Below are 22,530 nucleotides of genomic sequence, written 5' to 3'. Positions count from 1 at the left end.
GACGCTTTCTTGCGGGGACGACTGTTACATGGACGATATCTACCTTGGCCTCGGCGCGAACGGCGAACGGCAGGTGCTGCGCCTCGGCCGGGCCAACCGGCACGGGCTGGTCGCGGGCGCGACCGGCACGGGCAAGACGGTGACGCTGCAGGGCATCGCCGAACAGTTTTCCGCGCGCGGCGTGCCGGTGTTCCTGGCCGACGTGAAGGGTGATCTTTCGGGCATCGCCATGCCCGGCAGCCCCACTTTCAAGAACGCCGACAAGCTGGAAGCGCGCGCCAAGGAACTGGGCATCACCGATTATGCCTATTCCGACAATCCGGCGGTGTTCTGGGATCTCTATGGCGAAAGCGGCCACCCGATCCGCACCACGATCTCGGAAATGGGGCCGCTGCTGCTGGCGCGGCTGATGGGCCTGAACGAAACGCAGGAAGGCGTGCTCAACATCGCCTTCCGCTATGCCGACGAGAACGGCCTGCTGCTGATCGACATGGACGATCTGCAGGCGGTGCTGGTCGCCTGCGCGGAAAACGCCGGCGAACTCGCCACCAAGTACGGCAACGTCACCAAGGCCAGCGTCGGCGCGATCCAGCGCCAGTTGCTCGCCTTCGAAAGCCAGGGCGCGGACCGCTTCTTCGGCGAGCCGGCGTTCGAGATTCACGACTTCATCCGCACCGACGACAAGGGCCGGGGCCTGGTCAACATTCTCGCCGCGGAAAAGCTGATGCAGAGCCCCAAGCTCTATGCCACGTTCCTGCTGTGGCTGCTGTCCGAACTGTTCGAGGCGCTGCCGGAAGTGGGCGATCCCGAAAAGCCCGTGCTGGTGTTCTTCTTCGACGAGGCGCACCTGCTGTTCGACGATGCGCCCGAAGCGCTGTTCGACAAGGTGGAGCAGGTCGTCCGCCTGATCCGCTCGAAGGGCGTGGGCGTCTATTTCGTCACGCAGAACCCGATCGACATTCCCGAAAAGATTGCCGGCCAGCTTGGCAACCGCGTGCAGCACGCGCTGCGCGCCTTCACCCCACGCGACCAGAAGGCGATCAAGGCGGCGGCGCAGACCTTCCGCATCAACCCCGATCTCGACGTGGAAAAGGCGATCACCGAACTGAAAGTGGGCGAGGCGCTGGTGTCCACGCTGGATGACGATGGCGCCCCCGGCGTGGTGCAGCGCACGCTGATCGCGCCGCCGCGTTCGCGGCTGGGGCCGGTCTCGGCGCCCGAACGTGCCGCGATCCAGGCGTCCAGCCCGGTGGAAGGCAAGTACGATACCGCCGTGAACCGCGAATCCGCCGCCGAAGTGCTGGCCCAGAAGGCCGCCGATGCCGCCGCCGCCGCGCAGCAGGTGCAGGAACAGGGCACGGAGGCACAGCGCGCGGCGCCACGCCAGTCGCCCTCGCTGTGGGACAAGGCCGGCAAGGCCGCGATCGGCGCGGTGGCTTCGTCCGCCGGCGCGGTGATCGCGGCGCAGATCAGCGGCAAGAAGACGCGCGCCTCGCCCGTCGAATCCGGCCTGAGCGCGGTGGTCGGCTCGGTCGCCACCAGCCTGGGCGGCGCCGCGTTCGGCCGCTTCGCGCGCGGCCTGCTGGGCGGATTGCTGCGCTGATCGCTCCGCGTGGCCGCCCATTGTGACCACGCATGTTCGACGAACACCATCGCGTGTTCGTCGAACGCGGTTGCGCATGAAACCGGTTAGGCCCTAGGCAGGCGCATTTTCCATTTCCGGAAAGGCTTTCATGCGCTCCTTGTTCCTTGCCGCGACCATGCTTGCGAGCTGTGCCGCGATTCCCCTCGCCCACGCCGAAACCGCTGCTGCCACCGCCGCCGCATCCATTCCCGCCGAAGCCGGCCCCATGCCCGCCGGCAAGCTCGACGGTTCGGTCGTGCCCTCCACCTACCGGCTGGACCTGACCGTCGATCCGGCGAAGGAGCGGTTTTCCGGCCACGTCGAGATCGACGCCACCAGCCGCAAGGCCAGCCGCTTCGTCTGGCTGCACGGCAAGGAACTGAAGGTTTCGCGCGTGACCGCCACGGCTGGCGGCAAGACGCTGACCGGCACGTTCGCGCAAGTCGATCCCACCGGGGTTGCGCTGCTGACCTTCCCCGAAGCGCTGCCCGCCGGCGCGGTGACCTTCGCGTTCGATTACGACGCACCGTTCGGCGAAGGGCCGGCCGGCATGTTCCGCGTAAAAGTGGGCGATGACTGGTACAGCTGGACCCAGTTCGAATCGATCGACGCACGCGCCGCCTTCCCCGGCTTCGACGAGCCCGGCTTCAAGACGCCGTGGACGGTCACGTTGCGCACCCCCGCCGGGCTCAAGGCGGTGAGCAACGCGCCGGAGACCGCGACGCGGACCGAAAACGGGATGTCCGTCCACACCTTCGCGCCGACGCTGCCGCTGCCGAGCTATCTCGTGGCGATGATGGTCGGGCCGTTCGCCACCGTCGAAGGCACCGTGCCCGCCACCCCGCAGCGCGCCGCACCGCTGCCCATCCGCGTGGTTTCGACGAAGCAGAACGCTGACAAGCTGGCCTTCGCGCTGGAAGGCACCAAGGGCATCGTCCAGCACCTCGAAGCCTATTTCGGCCAGTCCTTCCCCTATCCCAAGCTCGACCAGATCACCGCGCCGATCATGCCCGGCGCCATGGAGAACGCGGGCGCCGATCTCTATGAAGACTCCATCCTGGTGATGGACGACAAGGCATCGACCAGCCAGAAGCGCACCTTCGGCATGGTGGTGGCGCACGAGCTGGCGCACCAGTGGTTCGGCGATCTCGTCACCCCGGCGTGGTGGGACGACATCTGGCTGAACGAAAGCTTCGCCAACTGGATGGGCTTCCGCATCGGCAACGCATGGCGGCCGGACCTCAACATCGGCGCGGGCGCGCTGGAGGAAGGCTTCGGCGCGATGAACATCGACGCGCTGATCGCCGGGCGGCCGATCCACCAGCCGATCCCGAAGAACGCGGATATCGACGCCGCGTTCGATACGATCACCTATGGCAAGGGCGGGCATGTCGTGGCGATGATCGCCGCGTTCATGGGCGATACGCGCTTCCGCGATGGCGTGCGCGGCTACATGGCCAAGCACCGCTATGGCAACGCCACCAGCGCGGACTTCTTCGGCGCGATGGCCGATGCGGCGGGCGATCCGCGCATCCTTTCGGCGATGCAGAGCTTCACCGACCAGCAAGGCGTGCCACTGGTGACGTTCGCGGACGGCAAGAACGGCGCCTGGACGGTAACGCAGAGCCGCTACGTCCGATTGGGCACCCCCGCCCCCGCCACGCAATGGGGCATTCCGCTTTGCGCGCGGCAGGGGGACGATCGCCAGTGTTCGCTGATGACCGGGCCGTCGATGAAGCTGACGCTGAAGGGCAAGGGGCCGGTGATGCCCAATGCCGGCGGCACCGGATACTATCGCTTCGAACTGCCCGCGGCGGAATGGGACAAGCTGATCGCCAGCGCGGCCAGTCTGCCGGGCGGCGAGGCGCAGGCGCTGGAAGACAGCATCGCGGCCAGCTTCATGGCGGGGCGCGCCACGCCGGCGCAAGTCATCGCCGCCTCCGAGGCGTTGGCCCGCAATCCCGACAGCTACGCCAGCGGCAACGCCACATCGCTGCTCGAAGCGATGGCCGCGCGCGGCGTGATCGACGAAGCCGCCAAGCCCGCGTTCCGGCGCTTCGTCGACAGGCTCTATGCCCCGCAGCTTGAAGCGATGGGCTTCGATCCGCGCGCCGGCGCCCATGCCGGCGACGATCCCGACAAGGCGCAGCGGCGCGTGGCGCTGGTCGCCACCCTGTCCGACACGGCGCGCGATCCGGCGCTGCGCGCGCGGCTCGCCACGGCGACGGACGGGCTGCTCGGCGGCGACAAGGCCGCGCTCGATCCCGCGTTCTACGGATCGGGGATGCGGGCATGGCTGGGCCAGGCGAAGCTGGCGGGGGCGCAGAAGCTGGCGGGCGTCGCGCTCGGATCGGAAGATCCGGTGTTCCGCCCCAGCGCCCTGCGCGCCGTGGCCGCCAGCGGCGATGCCGAAACCGCGCGCTGGGTGCTCGACGGGTTCAAGGATGCCCGGCTGCGCCCCAGCGAGCGGCTCAGCATGATCGCTGGTATTCTGGTGACGCCCGAAACGCGCGAGATCGGCTACACATGGCTCAAGGCGCATCTCGACGAGATGCTCAGCGGCTCGGGCGGCATCTTCCTCGCCGCGCGGCTGCCCTCGACGCTGGCCGGGTTCTGCTCGGCCGATCAGGCGAAGGAATTCGAGGCCCTGCGCCCCCGCTTCGCCGGCCGCAGCGGCGCGCTGGAACTGGAACGCACAATCGAGCGGGTCCGCGATTGCGGCGTGCTCAAGGACGCACGCGGCGCGGAACTGTCCGCGGCGGTGGCGAAGATCAAGTAAGCCCAAATGCGGTGAGCATCACGCACCGCATTTGGGTCAAGCCCGTGCGGCGCTTGAGCATTTCCAAGCTGTGATGCGTCAGCATCTTAGCAGCTTGGCATAAAACTCCATCCCGGCAGGCCCCGTGCGTGCCGGGATATTTCTGTCACGTCACGGGCAGGCGCAGCGTCGCCACCAGCCCTGCGATCCGGCCCGCTTCCACGCGATTGGCCAGCACGAGCGATCCGCCGTGCTGGTCGGCGATGGCCCGCGCCAGCGTCAGCCCCAGCCCGGTGCCGCCGGTCGCGGTATTGCGCGAGGCTTCCAGCCGCGTGAACGGCTCCATCATCCGGGCGATCTCGCCTTCGGGAATCCCCGGCCCGTCATCCTCGACCCGCAGCACCGCCTGATTGCCCTCGCGCGCCAGCGATACGCGCGCGCGCTGGCCATAGCGCAGGGCGTTGGACACCAGGTTGCGCATCGCGCGGCGCAGCCAGGTGGCCCGCACCGGCAGGACGATGCGCGCGGTATCGCCCAGCGTCACGTCCTCGCCCATGTCCTCGAACTCGTCGGCCACATCGGCCACCAGCGCGGACAGTTCGGTCATTTCCAGCGGATCGGACGGGCGGCCGACGCGCGCCAGCGAAAGAATATCGTCGAGCGAGCGGTTGATGTCCTCGATCACCTTGGCCATCCGGCCGCGCTCGGCATCGTCCTCCACCGCCTCGATCCGCACGCGCAGCGCCGCCAGCGGCGTTTTCAGATCGTGGCCGATCGCCCCCAGCATCACGTCCTTTTCGTCGAGCAGCCCGGCGATGCGTGCTTCCATCGCGTTGTGCGCCTCGATCAGGCGGCGGATGTCTTCCGGCCCGCCGGGGACGAGCTGCCCATCGACGCTGCGGTCGCGGGCGAAGGCCTCCACCCGCCGCGTCAGCGCCTTGAGCGGCTGCGCGATGCGACGCAGGATCAGCGCCACCGCGCCGATGAGGACGAGGTACAACAGCACGGTCTGCCACAGCAACGAGATCAGCAACTGCCGCTCGCCCGCCGGCGTCAGGACGCGCGCGGACAGCCACGTGCCGTCGGAGCGCTTGAACGAGGCGATCACCAGGCGCGGCGGCGGTTCGCCATTGCTGAAGGCGGCGAAGCGGTGGCGTTGCTGTTCCCACCATTCGGCAATCACGCTGTCCTGATGGGGATCGCGTTCGAGCACGACCACTTGTGACACCGCGACGCCCTGGTTTTCCAGCACTTCGGTCAGATTCTTCTCGGCTGCGGCGATGCGCCGGTCGCCGGGCTGTTCGGGGCTGGCGTTATCCACGCGCACGCGCAAGGGGCGTGGCAGCCTGTAGCCGTCATCGGGCGGCGGCGGACGACGCCGGAAGCCGGGCGCCCCCGGAGGGCCGCCTTCGCGCGCTTCCGGCCAGCGATCGCGCCGCATTCCGCTCCGTTCGCCGCCCTCCGCGCCATAGAGCGGAGGGCCAAGCAGACGGAAGGCGGCGGAGTTCACCAGCGCGCCCACGTGCCGTTCATGCTGCGCGCGCCAGATAAGCGCCGCCGAAAGGCTCTGCGCGATCAACAGGGCGATGGCGATGGCGAATAGCATCTGCCCCTGCAAGCTGCGCGGCCAGGGCACGAAACGGGAAAAGGCGCGGGGCAGGTCTCGAAACAAGCGACTACCCCCGCGACGCGATCTTGCGCACTTCGGTGGCCAGCATGTAGCCACCGCCCCAGACCGTCTGGATCAGTTGCGGATTGCGGCTATCCACCTCCACCTTGCGGCGCAGGCGGCTGATCTGGTTGTCGACCGCGCGATCGAACAGGTGCGCCTCGCGCCCCTGCACCATGTCGAGCAGACGATCGCGATCGAGCACCTGGCGCGGATGATCGAGGAAGGCCATCAGCAGGCGGAACTCGGCGGAGGAGATCGCGACCAGCGCGCCTTCCGGATCGGTCAGCCGGCGCTTGAGCGGATCGAGCTGCCAGCCTTCGAATTCATAGACCACCGCGTCGGCCGGTTCCGCCGCCTGCCGCACCGCGCGCCGCAGCACGCTGCGCACGCGCGCGACCAGTTCGCGCGGATCGAACGGCTTGACCACGTAGTCGTCGGCGCCGATTTCCAACCCGACGATGCGATCAGTGGCTTCACCCTTGGCGGTGATGAAGATGACCGGGATCTGCCGCGCCTCGACCAGATGGCGGCACAGCGAAAGCCCGTCCTCGCCCGGCATCATGATGTCGAGCAGCACGATGTCGAACGCGGCCTCGACCAGACGGCTGCGTGCCTCGGCGGCGGTGCCGGCCTGCGTCACGGCAAACCCCTGGCGAACGAGGTAGTCCGCCAGGGGCTCGCGCAGGGCCGCCTCATCGTCGACGAGCAGGACCCGGATCGGCGAAGGTTCGTTCATGCGCTTCGCCGCTCCCCGTCATTCGCCCGGAGGCGGCGGCGGAGGCGCATCGTCGCCGGCGGCACCCGGCCCGCCCGGCCCTCGGCCAAAGCGGGCGCGCATGGCATCGCGCGCGGCCTTGCGTTCTTCCTTGCTGATCTTGCCGTCATGGTTGGTATCGACCCTGTCGAAATGCGCCTTCACAGCCGCATCGTACTCGGCCTTGGTCACAACGCCATCCTTGTTGGCATCCGCCATGCGCAGCACCATGCCGGGACCGCCCATCATGCCGCCATGCATAGCCGGGCCGTCCGGACCGGGGCCACGTCCTTGCGGACCGCCGCGTCCGCCGCGATGCCAGCGATGGCCTTGGCCCGGACCGGCGCCCGGACCATCGGCACCGGGGCCGCGCATCGCGTTGTGATGGGCCAGAAACTCGTCGCGGCTGATCGAGCCATCGTGGTTGGTATCGATCGCGTCGAACTTCTGCAGGACCTTGGCATCGCGATCGGCCTGGTCGAGCTTGCCGTCCTTGTTGACGTCGAGCTTAGCCCACATCTCGTCGGCCTTGGCCTTGGCTTCGGCCCAGGTGACATCACCCGCCGGACCTTCGGGCGCGGCGGCATAGAGGGCGCCGGCGCCGAGCGCGAGCGCGGCGGCGGAAATGCCCAGAACAATCTTCTTCATCGATCCTGACTCCCGTGTGTGCAGCAAGGGGAGGGCGTTGCGGGGCCGCCATGAAGGGGCGAGAGGGAGGGAGGGGAACCCCTTCAGGGGAGGCTGGCGGCCTTCGCAACGTCCATGAGCAGGGTATAGGAAGCAGTTGTCGCGCAAATATCCCGGCGCCGGCCCGACATTGTCGTAATTTGTCGCGTTTGAAAGAGACCGTTCATGTGGCGGCAAGCGAACGCCCCGCCTGGCCCCTTTACCGCGTCGTCAGCGGGCGCGATGCTCGGTCCCGATGCCCGCCGTGATGAACAGCGCCGATGCCTCGCCCGCGGCATCCGTGGCGACGATATCGGCGGTGTGCCACACGCCCGGCGGATTGATCGCATATTCGCCGGGCACGAGCCGGACCTGCTCCAGCCGGCCGTCGGGAAACTCCTGATGCAGCACGATCCCGCCCGACAGGCACAGCACCACTTCGTCGCCAGCCGGGTGCATTTCCCAGCTGTCCCAGCTTTCGGCGAAACGGAACAGGTTGACCAGCCGCCCTTCCTTCCCGTCACCGGCATGGCGCGCGACATAGCCGGCATACCATTCCATCCCGGTGAAGGCCGGCTCGGCCACGGCGCGTGCGCCGAGGCCGAGATGGACAGGGTTCTCCGCCAGCCGGTGGCCGGCCCCGATCTCCGTCATTCCGGGGCCGCCATAAGGAAGGCGTTGAGCTTGTTGCCATCGGGATCGCGGAAATAGGCGGCATAGAACCCGCCATCGCCGCGCGGCCCCGGTTCGCCTTCGCAGGTACCGCCGTTGGCCAGCGCGATCGCGTGCAGCCGGGCCACCTGTTCCTTGTCCTTCGCCTCGAACGCCACCATCACGCCATTGCCGACCGAGGCGGCATTGCCGTCGAAGGGCTTGGTCAGGCCGATGCCCGCGCCACCGCCGGGCGCACCCCAGGCAATCGCGCCATCCCATTCCATCATCCGGCCCACGCCCAGTTCCGCGGTCAGCGCATCATAGAACTTCGCGCCGCGTTCCAGATCGTTGGTGCCCAGCGTTACGTATCCGATCATCTAAACTCTCCCTTCAGCGAATCATGATGGCTGGAACATAACACGAACATATCGCCTCTCAAAGCGGCGCGCAGGCGCTTTCCAGCCAGCCGCGATCCGCACCTTCGAGCTGGGGAGAAAGCAGCGCGAGCGTGCGCGCATGGTAGGTGTTCCACCAGTCCCGCTCTTCGGGCGCGAGCAGGGCGACATCCACCAGATTCCGGTCGATCGGAACGTGCGTCAGCGTCTCGAAGCCGTAGAAATCGCCTTCCGCGCCGGCAATGTCGCGCGGCTCCACCAGCACCAGGTTTTCTATGCGGATGCCATAGGCGCCGGTCTTGTAGTAGCCCGGCTCGTTCGACAGGATCATGCCCGGCATCAGCACCTGTCCCGTGCCGGCCTGCCCGCCCGCGGCCTTGGCGATGCGCTGTGGCCCTTCGTGCACCGACAGGAAGCTGCCGACGCCGTGGCCGGTGCCGTGCGCGTAGTCCAGCCCCGCCGACCACAGGAACTGGCGGGCGAAGCTGTCGAGCTGGCTGCCGGCCGTGCCCTTGGGAAACACCGCCCGGGCCAGCGCGATATGGCCCTTGAGCACGCGGGTGAAGCGGTCTCGGACCTCCGCCGGCGGCTGCTCCGGACCGACCCAGACCGTGCGGGTGATGTCGGTGGTGCCATCGACATACTGCGCGCCCGAATCGACGAGATAGACGCTGTTCGGCTCCAGCGTGCGACTGGTTTCCTCGCTGACGCGATAGTGGACGACCGCGCCGTTCGGCCCCGCGCCGGAGATCGTGTCGAACGACAGGTCGCGCAGCAATCCGCCTTCGGCGCGGAAGGCTTCGAGCCGGTCGGCCGCCGCCAGTTCGGTCACGCCGCCGCGCGGCGCTTCCACCGAGAGCCAGTGCAGGAAGCGCGAAACCGCCGCCCCATCCCGCGCCTGCGCCGCGCGCTGGCCCGCCTTCTCGACCTCGTTCTTGATCGCCTTGGGCAGCACCACGGGATCGGTCAGCGCAATGGTCTTGGCCCCGGCACGATCGAGCGTGGCGAAGATCGCGGCGACGGCGCGCTCCGGGTCAACCGCGATGCGCTTGCCCGCCATCGCCTCCAGCGCGGGCACGAACCCCTCGCGATCATGGATGCGCACCGCGTTGCCCAGGTGCTGGACCAGCGCCGGCGTGACCTTTTCGGGCGCAATGAACAGATCGGCGGTGCCATCGGCGTGCGCCAGCACGAACGACAGCGCCAGCGGCGTGCGATCCACATCCGCGCCCCGGATATTGAGCAGCCAGGCGATCGAATCGAGCGCGGACACGACGACCGCGTCCAGCTTGCGCTCCGCCAGCCATTCCGCAACGGCCGCGCGCTTTTCGGAGGCGGACTGGCCAGCGTGTTCCTCAGCGTGGACCAGCGCCGGCGCGATCGAAGGCGCGGGCCGGTCCGCCCAGACCGCGTCAACGGGATTCGACTCCACCGGCACCAGCCGCGCACCGCGCACGGACAGCGCGCTCGCCACCGATTCCACCCACGGCCGGCCGTGCAGCCAGGCGTCATAGCCGATCCGCGCGCCTTCGGGCGCATGGTCGCCCAGCCACGCGGCGGGGCTGGTCTGCGGCACCGACTGATAGCTGTAGAGCCGGCCATCGACCTGCTCGCGCACTTGCAGGGTATAGCGCCCGTCGACGAAGATCGCGGCCTCGTCCTTGAGCACGACCGCGGTGCCGGCCGAGCCGCCGAAGCCGGTCAGCCACGCCAGCCGCTGGGCATAGGCGCCGACATATTCGCTCATGTGCTCGTCGGAAATCGGGATGACGAAGCCATCGAGGCCGTCCTGCGCCAGTTGCTTGCGCAGGGCATCGAGGCGGGCTTCGTGAGTGTGCATCAACATGGGATCGTCCTGAATGAAGGCAGCCCGCCTTGCGGGCATCATGGAGGCAACATAGATGCGGGGAATGAGCATTGCCACACCTCCCGTCGCCGCGAAGAAACCGCACAGCATCACGCACCATGGCATCATCGTCACCGACGATTACGCCTGGCTGCGCGATCCCGGCTATCCCGAGGTCACCGACACGGCCGTCCTCGCCCATCTCGAAGCCGAAAATGCGTGGTTCGAAAGCCGCATGGCCGATCGCCAGCCGGTGATCGACGCGCTGTTCCGCGAAATGCGCGGGCGCATCAAGGAGGCGGACAAGTCGGTGCCGCAGAAGGACGGCCACTGGCTCTACTGGATCGAATTCGAGGAAGGCGCGGAGTACAAGAAGTGGTGGCGCCGCCCGGTGGGCGCGGCGGACGATGGCAGCGCCGACGAGCTGATTCTCGATGAAGTGGCGCTCGCCGAGGGGCTGGACTACTTCCGCCTGGGCGCGATCGCAGTTTCGAACGACGGCACGCGGCTGGCCTGGTCGGTGGACGACAACGGCTCCGAGCGCTTCACCGCGCGGATCAAGGTGATCGCCACCGGCGAAGTGCTGCCCGATGAAATCCCGGGCACGCTGTCCGGCCTGATCTGGGTCGCGAACGATACGGGCCTCGTCTATTCGCTCGCCAACGAGAACTGGCGCACCGACAACGCGCGGCTGCACTGGCTGGGCCAGCCGGTCGAAAGCGACATCGAACTGTACCACGAGGATGACGAGGGCTTCCGCGTCGGCGCCGCGCTTTCGGCCAACGAGAAGTGGCTGATCGTCTCGACCGGCGACCACGAGACCGGCGAGACGCGCCTGATCCCCGCCGCCGATCCGCTGGCCCCGCCGATCCTCGTCAAGCCCCGCGCGAAGGGGGTAGAATACGACGTCGATGAGCGTGACGGCGTGCTCTACATCCACACCAACGACACCCACGAGAACTTCCGCCTCGCCACCGCGCCGCTCGCCGATCCGGGCAACTGGACCACGCTGATCGCGGGAAGCGACGATTTCTATCTGACCGGGTTCGAACTGTTCCGCGATTTCTACGTGGTCGAAGGGCGGGTGCGCGGGCTGGACCGGATCGAGGTGCACTATTACGACGATCCCGCCAGGGTCGAGCCGATCGCGTTCCCCGAAGCGAGCTACGAGGCGAGCCTCGGCGACAATCCCGAATGGGCCATGACCGTGCTGCGCGTCGGCTACGAATCGATGGTCAGCCCGGCCTCGGTCTATGACTACGACGTGGCCACCCGCAGCCTCACCCTGCTGAAGGTGCAGGAAATCCCTTCGGGCTACGACGCCTCGCTCTACGATACCGCGCGGCTGGACATCGCGGCGCGCGATGGCACGCTGGTTCCGGTCAGCGTGGTCTGGCGCAAGGACCGCAAGCCCGGCGGACCGCTGCACCTCTATGGCTACGGCGCCTATGGCATCGCCATCGGCCCGGGTTTCTCGACCTCGCGCCTCAGCCTTGTCGATCGCGGCTTCGCCTATGCCATCGCGCATATCCGTGGCGGCGACGATCTGGGCCGCGCGTGGTACAAGGCGGGCAAGCTGGAACAGCGCACCAACACCTTCAACGATTTCGTGGACGTGGCCAAAGGCCTGATCGCGCGCGGGTTCACGCAAGCCGGCCGAATCAGCATTTCCGGCGGATCGGCCGGGGGCGAACTGATGGGCGCGGTGATCAATTCCGATCCCGGCCTGTGGGGCGCGGTGGCGGCGCATGTGCCCTTCGTCGACGTGCTCAACACCATGCTCGACGAAAGCCTGCCGCTGACGCCGGGCGAATGGCCCGAATGGGGCAACCCGATCGAGGACAAGGCCGCGTTCGAGCTAATCCTGTCCTATTCGCCCTATGACCAGGTGCAGCGCCAGGCCTATCCGCCGCTGCTGGTGACGGCCGGGCTCAACGATCCGCGCGTGACCTATTGGGAGCCGGCAAAATGGGTGGCGAAGCTGCGCGAGCTGAAGACCGACGGCCACGAACTGCTGCTCAAGACCAACATGGGCGCGGGCCACGGCGGCAAATCCGGCCGGTTCGAAAGCCTGAAGGAAACGGCGGAGGAGTTCGCCTTCATCCTGTGGCAGCTGGGTGTGGACGCCTGAGGCCGCGCGCATGAGCAACCGCCACCGCCTGACCTTCACCGCCGCGCCGCAGCACATCGACGAACTGGGCCACGTCAACAACGCGGTGTGGCTGCAATGGGTGCAGGACATCGCGGTGGCGCACTGGGAGGCGGTGGCCGCGCCGGAGCACCAGGCCGCCTATGTCTGGGTCGTGACCCGGCACGAGATCGATTATCGCGGCAATATCGGCGCGGGCGAAAGCGTGACGGCGGAAACCTTCATCCCCGAAGGCCCCACCGGCGCGCGGTTCGACCGGCGCGTGGACTTCACCAATGCCGCCGGCAAGGTGATCGTCAGCGCGCGCACCACCTGGGCGCTGCTGGACCGCGCCTCGGGCCGCCTGCTGCGCGTGCCCCGGGACGTCGCCGCGCCGTTCCTGCCAGATGGGGCGGAGGCTGAATCGCGCCGGCCCATGCCCTGATTGCACTTGCAATCCGGCCCCTGGCACCCCATATCCGATCCATCGCCCATTATCGTCTTGCACGTGGGTGGCTGAGAGACCGTCGCGCTCCCGCAGTAGCCCGGAGCACGTCGATGGACCTTAATCATCTTCTTTATCACCACCAGCTCTCGATCATGCGCGCGGCGTCGCTGCCCGCCGTTGCCAGGGCTGACGCCTTCAGGCTGGTGAAGCACTATCAGACACGGATTGACCGGCTGCGCGACAAGATGGGCGTCTCTTCCTATCCCGACTGGTGCGGCGCCGCCGTCCAGGCGGGCACGGCATCGTGAGGGCCGCGCGCGGCACGAACCGTGCTGGCGCCATTGCGCACGGCAGCATCGGCATAAGCGACCCCCAGGCCCTCAAGCGGCGGGCCGAAGCATTCAACCTGGCCTTCGTGCTGCTGGGCGGACGCCGGGCGGCCAACGGCTTCCTTGATACCGTGCATCCCGGCATGATCGACGTTCCGCGCCAGCGCGTCGGCGCTTCGGACCTCGGCCTGATAGAGGTCGTCCGGGTGCTTCGCCGTCAGGCCTTGCGCGCCGCCCCATTGGAGATTCAACCATGAGCAAGACCCCCACGGCCTCCAGAAAACGTGCGCCCGCAAAATCCTGGACGGAGCCGGTGGAAACCAGAGTCACGCGGGCGATGAACCTGAATCTGGCCGAACAGGACGTGATCGACCGGTGCCACCGCGAGACGATCGCGATCAGCGCCATCGAAACGCTCCTGTCGGGTGGAACCCACCTGGTCTGCGTCACCATCGAGGGAGCCGACGAGGCGCGCCACCTGTTCAGGCAGAACGTCAATCTCGGGCCTGTCCGCCGGGCCTCGTTCCAGCGGGTCGATACGTCCCGCCTGCGGTAGTTGGGCCGGCTGGGGCAAGAGAACGCCCCGCGTCAGCCGACCTAGATCGACACCGCCTGCGTCAGCGCCTCAACCGGCTCGCCAGCCAGCAGATCGCGCACCGTGCGGTTGCGACCGCTGCGCTTGGCTTCGTAGAGCAGGCGATCGCAGTGGGCATAGAGGCTGTCGAACGCGGCCAGGTCGGGGTTGTCGCCGTCGTATTCGATCAGCCCCATGCTGGCGGTGACGATCCGGTCCAGCCCGGCCACTTCGGCCGCCACGCGGGCGGTAATCGCCCGGCGCGCGCGTTCGGCGCGTTCGGCAGCGAACGGCCCCCGCAGCAGCAGCATGAACTCCTCGCCCCCCATGCGGATCGCGTGGGTATCGCGGTCCCCGGCGATCGCGCGCGCGGTGGCCTTCAGCACCGCATCGCCCGTGGCATGGCCATGGGTATCGTTGACATCCTTGAAGTGATCGAGATCGATCACCGCCATGGTGCGGAAGCCGGCGGACAGCAGTTCATCGAACCGGCGCTCGATCGACAGGCGGTTGTTGAGCCCGGTCAGCGGGTCGCGCCCGACGATGCCTTCCATTTCCTCGGCGCGGATCATCGCCGAATCGCGCTCCTGCCGCAGCAGGATGAAGCGGCCGACGATTCCCACCGCCGTCACGATCACCTCGATCGCCAGCGCGAAGGAATAGAGCACCGACACGTCGGGCGTGGACGAACCCGGCAGGACATAGGTGACGATGCGCAGCAACCCCACGCCCATCGCCGGCGTCCAGCCCAGCAGTGGATAGATCACCATCCGGCTGCCCTTGCGCCAGGCGTCGTACAGCGCCAGCGAGACGAGGATGAGCGGGAACAGCATGTTGAGGTGGACCAGCGTGGTCGACCACACGCGCATGAACGGCGCCTGCAAGGTGGTGATCAGCCCCACCACGGCCACCACCGCCGCCGCGCGCCGCATGAACGCGCGCAGGCGCGGGTCGAGGCATTCGGGTTCCAGGAAATTCGCCGCGAACATCATCGCCGCCGCGGCCATCGCGGCATAGCAGATGTTGGATATGATCGCTTCGGCCGTATCGTGGATGGTCATGACCAGGTGGATGAAGCCGGTGCCGATCGCGGTCTGGGCCAGCATGGCCACCACCATCACGAGATGCCACACCACGAACCGCTCCGGCAGCACGCTGTAGAACGCCACGTTGAGCAGCAGCGGCACCACCAGCATCCCGCAGACGATGCCCAGCGCCGCCACGCGCCACAAGGGCCAGCCGGTGCCTTCGGGCGCGCTGTCCAGCCCGGCTTCGGAAAAGATCGCCTTTACCCACGGGCGGTCGATCCGCACGACCACCTCGCGCGTGCGGGCGGTCACGTCGGGCAGCGCCATGCTCATCAGCGGCGCGGCTTCCAGATGGTGCGCCTCGGGCAGCGTGTAATCGATCGTCCGGCGGGCGCCGTCGGCGTCGATCGCGGTGATCGTGACCTTCTCGAACCGCACCGCGTGAGTCACGAAACTGCGCGGCAGATCGTCCTCGTTCTCGGGCAAGGTGAAGCGCAGGAAGGTGGAATCGGCGGCGATGTCCCAGCCGCCCGGATTGCACGACCAGCGGGCGGCGCGCGCCGCCACAGCGTCATAGCTTTCGTCGATCGCGGCGGCGGCATGGCACAGCCGCACGCCCTCGACCGGCGCGGCAAGTGCCACGGCCGGCACCAGCCAGCCCAGCAGCGCTGCCAGCAGCACAAGGATCTTGCGGCCCGGGACCATCCCCGAAGCCTAAGCCCATGACGTTATAAGGGCGTTAACTCAGTGAAGAATTTCGGCCGAAGAAACGAATTCGTAACCCAGTTCGCGCGCCACGGCCTCGAACGTGACCTTGCCGGCATGCACGTTCAGCCCGGCGGCAAGGTGGGGATCGGCGCGCAGCGCCGCGCGCCAGCCGAGGTCGGCAATGCGCAGCGCATGGGGCAGGGTCACGTTGTTCAGCGCATAGGTGCTGGTCCGCGCGACCGCGCCAGGCATGTTGGCCACGCAATAGTGGACGATGCCGTCCACCAGATAGGTCGGCTCGGCATGGGTCGTGGCGTGGCTGGTCTCGAAGCAACCGCCCTGGTCGATCGCCACGTCCACCAGCACCGCGCCGGGCTTCATCGTCGCGAGCATGGCGCGCGTCACCAGCTTGGGCGCGGCCGCGCCGGGGATCAACACCGCGCCGATCACGAGGTCGGCCTCGGCCACGCTTTCGGCGAGGTTGGCCGTGTTGGAGAAACGGGTCTTGGCGCGGCTTTCGAAATGGATTCCCAGCCGTTCGAGCGCTTCGGGATCGCGATCGAGAATGGTCACGTCCGCGCCCAGCCCCACCGCCATCTGCGCCGCGTTGAAGCCGACCACGCCACCGCCGATCACCGCGACCTTGCCCGGCATCACCCCCGGCACGCCGCCCAGCAGCACGCCGCGCCCGCCATGCGCCTTTTCCAGCGCGGTGGCGCCGGCCTGGATCGCCATGCGCCCGGCCACCTGGCTCATCGGCTTGAGCAGCGGCAGCGTGTTGCCCGCCCCCGTCACCGTCTCGTAGGCGATCGCGGTCACGCCCGAGCGCACCAGATCGGCGGTCTGTTCGGGATCGGGGGCAAGGTGCAGGTAGGTGTAGAGGATCTGCCCTTCGCGCAGCATCGCGCGTTCGATCGCCTGCGGTTCCTTGACCTTCACGATCATTTCGCAGCCCTCGAACACCGCGCGGGCATCGGGCTGGATCACCGCTCCGGCCGCCTCGTAATCGCGGTCGGTGGCGCCGATGCCCAGACCCGCGCCCTGTTCCACCCAGACATCGTGGCCATGGGCGGCGAGTTCGCGCACGCTCTCGGGCGTCAGGCCGACGCGGTATTCGTGATTCTTGATTTCGCGGACGGTGCCTACGCGCATCGGAGTTCTCCCGCAGGGTCGAAAGTCCCGCAAAGATTACGCCGGAACGCGCAGAAAGTTTCACCAGAATGTATCTTCCGAACCGTCGACAATAATGATATTTCCCGTTTTACAGCCCTTGCGTGGGAAATTTTCGCATGGATCGAGCGGACATCGCCCTGATTGAAGCGCTTCAGCGCGATTCGTCACGATCCATCGCGGACCTGGCGGAAGCGACCGCCCTCTCGCCCTCCGCCTGCCACCGGCGCATCCATGCCCTTCAGGCGCAGGGGATCATCTCCGGCTACAGCGCGCGCATCGATCCGGCCCGGCTGGGGCTGACCATGCTCGTCTTCGTCGAGATCACGCTGACCAGCCAGAGCCGCGAGGCCATGGACCGCTTCGAGCGGGCGGTGGGCGATTTCGACGACATTCTCGAATGCCACCTGATGTCGGGATCGGCCGACTACCTGCTGCGCGTCGCCGCCGCCGATCTCGCCCAGTACGACCGCATCCATCGCGATTGCCTGGCCCGGTTGCCCGGCGTTTCGGCGATGCGGTCCAGCTTCTCGCTGCGGCAGATCAAGCGCTTTGCGGGCTATCCGGTTCCGCATCGCTGACATCGGCCGGCGGCGCTGCCTTGCGCCCCCGCTTCTTGCGGCCACTGTCGACGAGCACCAGCGAACTGCCCGGCTCGTTCATCCCGTGTTGTTCGCGCAACTGCAGCTTGAAGGCATCGACCGCCGCTTCGTTCGGCAAATGTGCCACGGGATAGCGGGCGACGATATAGTCGTCCTCGCGGTCGAGCACGGTGATGAAGCGCGCCGCGGTTTCCGCCAGCCGCGTGACGTTGAAGCCACCGGCGAGAAACCAGTTCAGGCGGTTCCAACTGGTGATCGGGCGATGGCAATGCCGGCACAGGCTGCTGACGGAACCGTCGGCTTCGCGATGGCGCTTGCGTTCGGGCTGGTGAACGCGGGTGAACCAGCACTGGGTCAGAGCTTCCATGACAACCACTCGCCTTTCGACGACGTGCGTTATCCCTTGCGACCGCCCCCCAACGACCAACGGACTTCGCCGCACGTGTCAGGGTAAATACGGAGAAACCTTTAAGACTCGCTTAAATGCTGGCAGTCGCGCTCAGACCCCGGCGTCAATACCGGGAACCTGATAACGTCGTCATTGCGAGCGCTAGCGAAGCAATCCAGGGTGTCGGGTTCGGCTCTGGATTGCCACGGGGCTTCGCCCCTCGCAATGACGATGGCGAACGATAGAGTCCGGTTCTACAGCGGGTTGCCGTCGCGATCGCGGTAGATTTCGCGCCGGCCGACGTGGTTGGCGGGGCCTACCAGACCGTCGGCTTCCATCCGCTCGATCCATTTCGACGCGGTGTTGTAGCCCACGCCCATCTGGCGCTGGATCCAGCTTGCCGAGGCCTTCTGGCTTTCGAACACCAGCTGGCAGACCTGCCGGTACTTGCGGTCTTCCGGATTGTCGGACGCGGCATCGATGTCGTCGAAGCCGAAGCCGCCGTCTTCCGGTTCCTCGGTCACCGAATCGACGTATTCGGGCGATCCCTGCGCGCGCCAGTGGTCGGCCACGCGTTCCACTTCCTCGTCCGACACGAACGGGCCATGGACGCGCTTGATCGGGTCGGTGTTGGGCTTGTAGAGCATGTCGCCCTTGCCCAGCAGCTGTTCGGCGCCCTGTTCGCCCAGGATGGTGCGGCTGTCGATGCGGCTGGTGACGGCGAAGCTGATGCGCGTGGGCAGGTTGGCCTTGATGACGCCGGTGATGACGTCCACCGACGGGCGCTGAGTCGCCATGATCAGGTGGATGCCGGCGGCGCGGCTCTTCTGCGAAAGCCGCTGGATCAGCACTTCGATTTCCTTGCCGACGGTGACCATCAGGTCGGCCAGCTCGTCGACGATGACCACGATCTGCGGCAGCGTCTTGTAATCGAGCTGCTGCTCCTCGAACAGTTCCTCGCCGGTATCGGGATCGAAGCCCACCTGGATGCGCCGGCCCAGCGGCTTGCCCTTGGCTTCGGCGGTGCGGACCTTCTCGTTGAAGCCGGTCAGGTTGCGCACGCCCACCGAGGACATCATGCGATAGCGCCGCTCCATCTCCTCGACCGCCCACTTCAGCGCGCGCACGGCCTTGGCCGGCTCGGTCACCACGGGCGAGAGCAGGTGCGGAATGTCGTCGTAGCTCTTGAGTTCCAGCACCTTGGGATCAACGAGGATCAGGCGGCACTGCTGCGGCGTGAGCCGGTAGAGCAACGAGAGCAGGATACAGTTGAGGCCGACCGACTTGCCTGAGCCGGTGGTGCCGGCCACCAGCAAGTGCGGCATGGTGGCCAGATCGGCCACCACCGGTTCGCCCGCAATGTCCTTGCCCAGGATGATCGGCAGCAGCGCCTTGGCGTCGACGAACCGGTCGCAGGCCACGATTTCGCGGAACGAGACCATGTCGCGCACGGCGTTGGGCAGCTCGATGCCCATCACGGTGCGCCCGGGGATCGAGGACACACGCGCCGAAATCGCGCTCATGTTGCGGGCGATGTCGTCCGCCAGGCCGATCACGCGGCTGGCCTTGATGCCGGGTGCCGGCTCCAGTTCGTACATCGTCACCACCGGCCCGGTGCGGACGGCGGTGATCTCGCCCTTCACATTGAAATCGTCGAGCACGTTCTCGAGCAGGCGCGCGTTACGTTCCAGCGCCAGCTTGTCGATCTTCGGCTGCGCACTGGCCGGCGCTTCGACCAGCAGATCAAGCCCCGGCAGCTCGTATTCCGAGAACAGATCGCCCTGCCGCGCCTTGGCGTTGAAGGCGGCGGGCACGGTCGTGCGCGAGGGATCGGTGATTTCGGTCGGCCGGCGCGGCGCGGTCGCGGTTTCGACGTCCAGCGGGGTCGATGGCGTGACCGTGGACGCCTCGCGCCGTTCGGCCTTTTCCTTTCTGGAAGCGGGCGTTGCCGGGGCATCCGCACCTTCCGCCGCCTGCGGTGCACGGGCCGGCAGCAGACGCGGCAGGCGGAACATGCGCGCCCAGTCGAACGCGAACACGCGCCCCGCGATCAGCGCGCCGACGCAGAGCGAAACGAGCGCGACGGGAAGAATGACCCAACCCTCGGCAGGCCCGGCAAGGTGGGCGATGCCGCGCACCGCCGCCGCGCCGATCAGGCCGGTCAGGCCGCCCATGCCGGCGGGCAGGCCGAACCGCGGCGCGGTGAAGGTCAGCGCCAGCATCGTGCCGATCAGCACCATCGCCACCATCAGCAGGCCCGTCGGCCGCCACCAGCCCGGATCGGGCGCGAGGTCTTCGTCCTCGTCCACCTCGATCAGGTCGCCGGCCGCTTCCCACAGCCGGCGCGCAAACACGAACAGCAGCGGCAGCAGCAGCACCGAAGCGGCGCCGAACAGCATCAGCACGCGCTCCGCCGCCCAGGCGCCGGGCAACCCCATCCAGTTTTCGACCGGTCCGCCGGCCGCGGTGCTGCCCGAAGGGTCGGTCTGCGTGTAGCTTGCCAGCGCCAGCGCCAGGAACAGCATCAGCGCGAACAGCGCGGTGCCGCCGATCAGTTCCAGGCTGCGACGCAGGCTGCGGCGCAGAACCGCGCGCCAATCCGCGCCCGCCCGTCCTGGAATGCCGGCCCGCCCCGGAATGATTGCACGAGATGCCATGATGACCCTTGTCCCTTTCGCCCCATCATGCGCCGGAAGGGGAGTCACCGTCAAGAATCCAAGGGAATCCAGCGAGTCCCGCGATCACGAAAGGCCGTCGATGGCGGCCCAGCCGTGGCTGCGCAAACGCCGCGCCCGCCGCCGGTTCAGCCCGCCAAGCGCGATCACCGGCACGCCCGACAGCGCCGCGAGCAACTGGAACCGGACCGGTCCCAGCACGGGCGCGCCGGGGTGGCTGCGCGTCGCGAAGACGGGAGAGAGCAAGACCGCGTCCGCCCCTGCCCCGGCCGCGCGGCGCAGTTCCGCCAGATCATGCGCGGTCGCCAGCCGCAGGCCACCGGTGCGCCGGCCCAGACGCGCTGGCGCGGCATAGGCCCCGTCCGCGCCCCACGCCCGCGCCTCCACCGCCGCGCCGGACAGGAAGATGGTGTGGCCGTGCCGCCGGCACAGCCGCCGCAACGCGTCGAATCGCGCGCGCCGCGCCGCCGGTGCGAGGTGGTAATGCCGGAACACCAGCCCGCTTCCGCGCGGCAGGCGGGCCAGCGAGTGCTCCAGCGTGGCATCGTTGCGCGCATCGCTGAGCAGCAGGAGCCTGAGGACGGGGTAGCGCTTCGCCATGCGCGCGCTATAGCACCCCGCCATGAGCCAGCCAGCCACTCCGCTTGAAGACATCCGCGCCCGCATCGCCCAGGCCGAACGAATCGCCGGGCGTCCGGCGGGCGAGGTCACGCTCGTCGCCATTTCCAAGACCAAGCCGGCCGAGGCGATCCTGCCGCTGATCGCGCAGGGACAGACCGTGTTCGGCGAAAACCGGGTGCAGGAAGCGCAGGCCAAGTGGCCCGCGCTCCGCGAGGCGCATCCCGCAATCGCGCTGCACCTTGTCGGCCAGCTTCAGTCGAACAAGGCCGAGGACGCGGTGCGGCTGTTCGACTGCATCCACTCGCTCGACCGGCCAAGCCTCGTCTCCGCATTGGCGAAGGCGATGGACAAGGTCGGCCGGCGGCTGCCCTGCTTCGTGCAGGTCAATATCGGGGAAGAGGAGCAGAAAGGCGGCTGCGCGATCGCCGACCTGCCGGCGCTGCTGGCCGAGGCGCGGGCGGCCGATCTGCCGCTGGCCGGGCTGATGTGCGTGCCGCCGGCAGGGATCGAACCCGTCCCGTTCTTCGCGCTGCTCGACAAGCTCGCGGAAGACCACGGCCTTCCCGGCCGCTCGATGGGCATGAGCGACGATTTCGAGACCGCGATCCTGCTGGGCGCAACGCACGTGCGCATCGGCAGCGCGCTGTTCGGCGCGCGATAAGGCGGCCCTCCCCGCGCGGGCGGGAAGGGCCAGCCGGTTACTTGACCTGCTTGACCGTCTTCTTCTCGGGCGCGACCGAGATGCGCAGCGTTTCGCCGTTGTGGCCGGGGAAATCGGTGAACATCGCTTCGACCAGGTTCGGCACCAGATAGGGCAGACGGTTCGATTGCGAGGCTGCCTCGGCCTTGCCCTCGAACAGGCGCTTGCCATCGGCGCGGCTGTCGATCTTGAGGTCGATCCCGCTGGTATAGACGGTCACCACATCGACAGAGTTGTAGCCGCCGCCCCAGAAGAACGGATCGTACCAGCCGTAACCCCACCCGCGACGGCCATAGAAACCGCCGCCACCGTAAAAGCCGCCACGGCCCCAGAAGCCCGGACCATAGCCGCCGTACCACGGCCCCCAGAACGGATCGGGGCCGACGCCGGTGGTACGCACGCGATCACGCCCCTGATCGACGCCATAGTCGAAGTGGACGATCAGGTCGGCATTCTCGGGGCTGGCGGCGGGCACATAGCCCACCTTCTGCAGTTGCGCTCCGACCAGCGAGGCATATTGCGAGAACTCCAGACCGCCCTGGTTGCGCGGGTTTTCGGCAACGATCGCGAACGTCTGTCCGGCGGGGGCAGGCAGCTGGCTCTGGAAACGGGAGACCTTGGCGTCAAAGGTCGATGCGCAGCCTCCCAGACTGGCGAGAAGCAGCGGCACGGCAACCAAGGCAAGTCCGCGATTCCGCTTGGTATTCTTGTTCATTCAACGCGACTCCTGTGAGCGGCCCGGCTGCCCCGGTTCAGGCGGACGCACCTGTCTTAGCACGACATCCCTATA

The 22,530-nt window shown here is 67.7% G+C and carries 21 protein-coding genes; 9 read left to right on the top strand and 12 right to left on the bottom strand.

The annotated features are described in order from the left end of the window. Window positions 1-28 precede the first annotated feature (28 nt). Entirely contained in the window at window positions 29-1,603 is a 1,575-nt protein-coding gene (locus tag FA702_RS12950) for a helicase HerA-like domain-containing protein (protein WP_136956477.1), read from the top strand. A gap of 130 nt (window positions 1,604-1,733) precedes the next feature. Then, entirely contained in the window at window positions 1,734-4,403 is a 2,670-nt protein-coding gene (locus FA702_RS12945) for a M1 family metallopeptidase (RefSeq protein WP_136956476.1), read from the top strand. 145 nt (window positions 4,404-4,548) lie between these two features. Here the strand turns inward: FA702_RS12945 and FA702_RS12940 are convergent, their stop codons facing one another. From FA702_RS12940 to FA702_RS12915, 6 genes are all read right to left on the bottom strand, one after another. Further along, a complete protein-coding gene (locus tag FA702_RS12940; protein WP_370385470.1) occupies window positions 4,549-6,054 on the bottom strand; it encodes a sensor histidine kinase in 1,506 nt (501 codons plus the stop codon). Window positions 6,055-6,058: 4 nt separating this feature from the next. Next, window positions 6,059-6,790, bottom strand: a complete 732-nt coding sequence (locus tag FA702_RS12935) for a response regulator (RefSeq protein WP_136956475.1) — start codon at window positions 6,788-6,790, stop codon at window positions 6,059-6,061. Window positions 6,791-6,808: 18 nt separating this feature from the next. Next, window positions 6,809-7,456 (bottom strand): EF-hand domain-containing protein, encoded by a 648-nt coding sequence (locus FA702_RS12930; RefSeq protein ID WP_136956474.1) that lies wholly within the window; start codon window positions 7,454-7,456, stop codon window positions 6,809-6,811. 249 nt (window positions 7,457-7,705) lie between these two features. Then, window positions 7,706-8,128: a cupin domain-containing protein gene (locus tag FA702_RS12925; RefSeq protein WP_136956473.1), complete on the bottom strand. Its 423-nt coding sequence runs from the start codon at window positions 8,126-8,128 to the stop codon at window positions 7,706-7,708. After that, window positions 8,125-8,505, bottom strand: a complete 381-nt coding sequence (locus FA702_RS12920; protein WP_136956472.1) for a VOC family protein — start codon at window positions 8,503-8,505, stop codon at window positions 8,125-8,127. Before FA702_RS12920 ends, FA702_RS12925 begins: the two co-directional genes overlap by 4 nt. 58 nt (window positions 8,506-8,563) lie before the next feature. Next, window positions 8,564-10,363: an aminopeptidase P family protein gene (locus FA702_RS12915; protein ID WP_136957403.1), complete on the bottom strand. Its 1,800-nt coding sequence runs from the start codon at window positions 10,361-10,363 to the stop codon at window positions 8,564-8,566. Window positions 10,364-10,424: 61 nt separating this feature from the next. Here FA702_RS12915 and FA702_RS12910 point away from each other — a divergent pair, with 61 nt between their 5' ends. The 5 genes from FA702_RS12910 to FA702_RS12890 all read left to right on the top strand — a co-directional run bounded on the left by FA702_RS12910 (window position 10,425) and on the right by FA702_RS12890 (window position 13,830). After that, window positions 10,425-12,500 (top strand): S9 family peptidase, encoded by a 2,076-nt coding sequence (locus FA702_RS12910; protein WP_136956471.1) that lies wholly within the window; start codon window positions 10,425-10,427, stop codon window positions 12,498-12,500. A gap of 10 nt (window positions 12,501-12,510) precedes the next feature. Further along, window positions 12,511-12,942 (top strand): thioesterase family protein, encoded by a 432-nt coding sequence (locus FA702_RS12905; protein ID WP_136956470.1) that lies wholly within the window; start codon window positions 12,511-12,513, stop codon window positions 12,940-12,942. A 113-nt stretch (window positions 12,943-13,055) separates the two neighbouring features. Beyond that, window positions 13,056-13,253 carry a hypothetical protein gene (locus FA702_RS12900; protein WP_136956469.1) on the top strand — a complete coding sequence of 66 codons (198 nt, stop codon included), beginning with the start codon at window positions 13,056-13,058 and terminating at the stop codon, window positions 13,251-13,253. Further along, complete coding sequence (locus FA702_RS12895; protein ID WP_136956468.1) at window positions 13,250-13,531, top strand: hypothetical protein; 282 nt, start codon at window positions 13,250-13,252, stop codon at window positions 13,529-13,531. Before FA702_RS12900 ends, FA702_RS12895 begins: the two co-directional genes overlap by 4 nt. Next, complete coding sequence (locus FA702_RS12890; RefSeq protein ID WP_255504565.1) at window positions 13,528-13,830, top strand: hypothetical protein; 303 nt, start codon at window positions 13,528-13,530, stop codon at window positions 13,828-13,830. The genes FA702_RS12895 and FA702_RS12890 overlap by 4 nt, the downstream gene beginning before the upstream one ends. A gap of 41 nt (window positions 13,831-13,871) precedes the next feature. On the opposite strand, the gene FA702_RS12885 is transcribed toward FA702_RS12890, so the two are convergent. Further along, on the bottom strand, window positions 13,872-15,581 hold the full coding sequence (locus FA702_RS12885) for a diguanylate cyclase (RefSeq protein ID WP_136956467.1): 1,710 nt from the start codon (window positions 15,579-15,581) through the stop codon (window positions 13,872-13,874). 39 nt (window positions 15,582-15,620) lie between these two features. Further along, window positions 15,621-16,736 carry an alanine dehydrogenase gene (gene ald / locus FA702_RS12880; RefSeq protein WP_136956466.1) on the bottom strand — a complete coding sequence of 372 codons (1,116 nt, stop codon included), beginning with the start codon at window positions 16,734-16,736 and terminating at the stop codon, window positions 15,621-15,623. A 137-nt stretch (window positions 16,737-16,873) separates the two neighbouring features. Here ald and FA702_RS12875 point away from each other — a divergent pair, with 137 nt between their 5' ends. Further along, window positions 16,874-17,335 (top strand): Lrp/AsnC family transcriptional regulator, encoded by a 462-nt coding sequence (locus FA702_RS12875; protein ID WP_136956465.1) that lies wholly within the window; start codon window positions 16,874-16,876, stop codon window positions 17,333-17,335. Here FA702_RS12875 and FA702_RS12870 read toward each other — a convergent pair. The 3 genes from FA702_RS12870 to FA702_RS12860 all read right to left on the bottom strand — a co-directional run bounded on the left by FA702_RS12870 (window position 17,298) and on the right by FA702_RS12860 (window position 21,019). Continuing rightward, window positions 17,298-17,723 carry a hypothetical protein gene (locus tag FA702_RS12870; protein WP_255504564.1) on the bottom strand — a complete coding sequence of 142 codons (426 nt, stop codon included), beginning with the start codon at window positions 17,721-17,723 and terminating at the stop codon, window positions 17,298-17,300. The two genes, FA702_RS12875 and FA702_RS12870, sit on opposite strands and share 38 nt — an antisense overlap. Window positions 17,724-17,998: 275 nt before the next feature. Then, window positions 17,999-20,401, bottom strand: a complete 2,403-nt coding sequence (locus FA702_RS12865; RefSeq protein WP_136956464.1) for a DNA translocase FtsK 4TM domain-containing protein — start codon at window positions 20,399-20,401, stop codon at window positions 17,999-18,001. A gap of 84 nt (window positions 20,402-20,485) precedes the next feature. Beyond that, entirely contained in the window at window positions 20,486-21,019 is a 534-nt protein-coding gene (locus FA702_RS12860) for a thiamine phosphate synthase (protein ID WP_255504563.1), read from the bottom strand. 22 nt (window positions 21,020-21,041) lie between these two features. Between FA702_RS12860 and FA702_RS12855 the strand changes: the two genes are divergently transcribed. Further along, a complete protein-coding gene (locus FA702_RS12855; protein WP_136956462.1) occupies window positions 21,042-21,701 on the top strand; it encodes a YggS family pyridoxal phosphate-dependent enzyme in 660 nt (219 codons plus the stop codon). Between the two features lie 37 nt (window positions 21,702-21,738). Here the strand turns inward: FA702_RS12855 and FA702_RS12850 are convergent, their stop codons facing one another. Next, entirely contained in the window at window positions 21,739-22,455 is a 717-nt protein-coding gene (locus tag FA702_RS12850; RefSeq protein ID WP_136956461.1) for a DUF4136 domain-containing protein, read from the bottom strand. Window positions 22,456-22,530: the final 75 nt, after the last annotated feature.

The sequence above is a fragment of the Novosphingobium sp. EMRT-2 genome, assembly GCF_005145025.1.
GTDB lineage: Bacteria > Pseudomonadota > Alphaproteobacteria > Sphingomonadales > Sphingomonadaceae > Novosphingobium.
The sequence above is the reverse complement of the archived record's forward strand: the minus strand, read 5'-3'. Positions and strand labels throughout refer to the sequence as shown.